The sequence below is a fragment of the Mycobacterium sp. E3298 genome (assembly GCF_001666895.1).
Lineage (GTDB): Bacteria > Actinomycetota > Actinomycetes > Mycobacteriales > Mycobacteriaceae > Mycobacterium.
The window spans coordinates 1-3,057 of the sequence record NZ_LZJB01000151.1 but is presented as its reverse complement, the minus strand read 5'-3'; the positions used below and the strand labels follow the sequence as shown (position 1 = coordinate 3,057).

General features: G+C 70.4%; 3 protein-coding genes and 2 pseudogenes. 4 read left to right on the top strand and 1 reads right to left on the bottom strand.

Annotated elements, in window-relative coordinates; translation table 11 throughout:
* The 4 genes and pseudogenes from A9X05_RS31980 to A9X05_RS06840 form a co-directional block, all read left to right on the top strand.
* A pseudogene (locus A9X05_RS31980) lies at positions 1–89 on the top strand (hypothetical protein); the annotation flags it as partial.
* Positions 86–1,060, top strand: coding sequence for a MoxR family ATPase (locus A9X05_RS06850; protein ID WP_067760305.1), 975 nt, complete (start codon positions 86–88; stop codon positions 1,058–1,060). The pseudogene A9X05_RS31980 and the gene A9X05_RS06850, both read left to right, overlap by 4 nt.
* A gap of 7 nt (positions 1,061–1,067) precedes the next feature.
* Positions 1,068–2,333: a DUF58 domain-containing protein gene (locus A9X05_RS06845; RefSeq protein ID WP_067780172.1), complete on the top strand. Its 1,266-nt coding sequence runs from the start codon at positions 1,068–1,070 to the stop codon at positions 2,331–2,333.
* Between the two features lie 64 nt (positions 2,334–2,397).
* Positions 2,398–2,790: a hypothetical protein gene (locus A9X05_RS06840; RefSeq protein ID WP_231968736.1), complete on the top strand. Its 393-nt coding sequence runs from the start codon at positions 2,398–2,400 to the stop codon at positions 2,788–2,790.
* Between the two features lie 2 nt (positions 2,791–2,792).
* Here A9X05_RS06840 and A9X05_RS06835 read toward each other — a convergent pair.
* Positions 2,793–3,057, bottom strand: a pseudogene (locus A9X05_RS06835) (NADH-quinone oxidoreductase subunit N); the annotation flags it as partial.

Here is a 3,057-nt window from a genome sequence, read left to right as displayed (position 1 = left end):
CGAACAACGTCGCACCGACCGGCGACCGGCGACCCGGTCCCGGCCGTGGGGCGCTGGAAGAGATTCTGCGAAAGTTGGAACAGGTATGACGCTGCCGGCGGCAACAACCACAGCGCACTGCGAGGCGGTGCTCGACGAGATCGAGCGTGTGGTGGTGGGTAAGCGTTCCGCGCTCACGCTCATCCTCACCGCGGTGCTCGCGCGGGGCCACGTCCTGATCGAGGACCTGCCCGGCCTGGGCAAGACGCTGATCGCCAGGTCGTTCGCCGCCGCGCTGGGTCTGCAGTTCACCCGCGTGCAGTTCACGCCGGACCTGCTGCCGGCGGACCTGCTGGGCTCGACCATTTACGACATGCAATCGGGCCGTTTCGCCTTCCGGCCCGGACCCATCTTCACCAACCTGTTGCTCGCCGACGAGATCAACCGCACGCCGCCCAAGACGCAGGCGGCGCTGCTGGAAGCGATGGCCGAAGGCCAGGTGAGCATCGACGGCGAAACACACCAGCTGCCAAAGCCATTCATCGTCCTCGCGACCGACAACCCGATCGAGTACGAGGGCACCTATCCGCTGCCCGAAGCGCAGCTCGACCGGTTCGCGATCCGCCTGGAACTGCGTTACCTCTCCGAGCGCGACGAGACCGCGATGCTGCGCCGCCGCCTCGATCGCGGGTCGAACGAGCCGACCGTCAACCAGGTCGTGGACGCGCACGACCTGCTCGCGATGCGGGAATCGGTCGAGCAGGTGACGGTGCACGAAGACGTGCTGCACTACGTTGTCTCGCTGGCCAACGCCACCCGGCATCATCCCCAGGTGGCGGTGGGCGCCAGCCCGCGTGCCGAACTCGACTTGGTCCAACTCGCCCGCGCCCGTGCGCTTTTGCTCGGCCGCGACTATGTCATCCCCGAGGATGTCAAGGCGCTCGCCGTCCCGGCCGTCGCGCACCGAATCACCCTGCGCCCGGAGATGTGGGTGCGAAAGATTCAGGGCGCCGACGTCGTCGGTGAGTTGCTGCGCCGTCTGCCGGTGCCGCGTACCGGCGGCCAGGGTGGCTCCGGATGAGTGCGGCGTGACCGGCCGCGAGGTCGAGTTCCGCTGGCGCGCATCGCCATTGACGCGCGCCATCTCGACCTGCGCGGGGTTGGCGCTGGCGGCTGCGGTGATCGGCGCGCGGTGGCAGCTGATCGCGTTCGCCGCGCCGCTGCTCGGGGCGCTGTGCTCGATCAGCTGGCAACGACCCGTACCGACGGTCCGCGTGCACGGCAACCCGGATTCGCAGCGGTGCTTCGAAGACGACCAGGCGCGGTTGCGCATTTGGGCGACGGAGGAGGGCCACGCCACGGGAACCTCCGCGATCGAGGTGACGGTGCCACCCGTCGAGGGCATGCAGCTCGACGTTCTCGATGCCGACTTCAGGGAAGCCAAAACGGTTGCGGCCACGGCGCAACGCTGGGGCCGCTACTCCATCCGGGCCCGGGTCGACGCGGTCGCCCGGGGCGGGCTGCTGTCCGGGACGGCCCTGGTCGACGCCGCGGAAGTCATCGTGTTTCCGCTGACGCCGCCCCAGTCGACGCCCATCCCGCAGACCGAGCTGCTCGACCGCCTCGGTGCCCACCTCACCCGGCACGTCGGCCCGGGGGTCGAATATGCCGACATCCGCCCCTACGTGCCGGGAGACCAACTGCGCGCGGTGAACTGGCCGGTGAGCGCGCGCCGCGGCCAGCTGCATGTCACGCAGCGCCTGACCGACCGCGCCGCCGACGTGGTGGTGCTGATCGACACGTATCGGCAACCAGCGGGCCCGGCGACCGCCGCCACCGAGCGCGTCGTGCGCGGCGCCGCGCAAGTGGTGCAGACCGCCCTGCGGCACGGTGATCGCGCCGGGATCGTCGCCCTGGGCGGCAACCACCCGCGGTGGCTGGGCGCCGACATCGGGCAGCGCCAGTTCTATCGGGTCCTCGACACGGTGCTCGGCGCCGGCGATAGATTCGAAAACACCACGGGCACTTTGGCGCCCCGCGCGGCCGTCCCCGCCGGCGCGATCGTCATCGCCTTCTCGACGTTGCTGGATACCGAATTCGCGCTCGCGCTGATCGATCTGCGCAGGCGCGGCCACGTCGTCATCGCCGTCGACATCCTTGACAGCACTCCGTTCGAGGGCGAGCAGGATCCGCTGGTGAATCGGATGTGGGCGCTGCAGCGTTCCGCCATGTACCGCGACATGGCCACCGTCGGCGTCGACATCGTGTTGTGGCATCAGGACGGCGGATTGGAGCAATCCATGGGTGTGCTCCCGGACCGCCGCCGGCGGGTGCGGGGGCGGCTCCGTGCCTAGCGGCGAGGCGGGCACGGTGCCGCGCCTGTGGGCCCCGGTGTTCTCCGTCGCGTTCGGTCTGCTGATGGTGGGTCTGGCCGCCGACGGCTCGCACGGGCCTGCGGTTGCCGCGTGGGTGGCGGCCCTGATCGCGGTGGCCGGGGGAGCGGTATATCGCCCTGCCGCAACGCTCGCCGTGTTGCTGGTGGTGGCCACCATCGCGCTGTCCGACCCGCCGCTGGTGTTCGTCGCGCTGTCCGGGCTGTGCGCCGCCGCGTATCTCGTGTGCCGCCACGCGGCCGGCGCGTCGGCCGGGGCGGTGCTGGGCAGCTGGCCGACCGTGGTTGGCGCGGTGGGTTTTACGTTCGCCGGGTTGGTCGCGACGGCATTCCCCCTGCAATTGCCGTGGTTGCCGTTGGCCGCACCGCTGGCGGCGCTGGCGGTCTACGTGCTGGCCGTGCGCCCGTTCCTGAGCTGAACTCAGTGCAGCAGTTGGGCGGCCCGATCGGCCAGGTCGAGCAGCGGCTGCGGGAAGATGCCCAACGCCACGGTGACCGCGGCGCACACCGCGATCGCCGCCTTGCTCAGAATGCCCGGCGCCACCACGTGCGGGGTGTCGTCGGTCGCCTCGGTGAAGAACATCGACACGATCACCCGCACGTAGAAGTAGGCGGCGATGCCGCTGGCGACGACACCGACGATCACCAGCGGCGCCGCGCCACCCTGGGCTGCGGCCTTGAACACG

Coding starts and splice junctions, on each gene's coding strand:
- A9X05_RS06850 (WP_067760305.1), top strand. CDS start 86: ATGACGCTGCCGGCGGCAACAACCACAGCGCACTGCGAGGCGGTGCTC.
- A9X05_RS06840 (WP_231968736.1), top strand. CDS start 2,398: ATGGTGGGTCTGGCCGCCGACGGCTCGCACGGGCCTGCGGTTGCCGCG.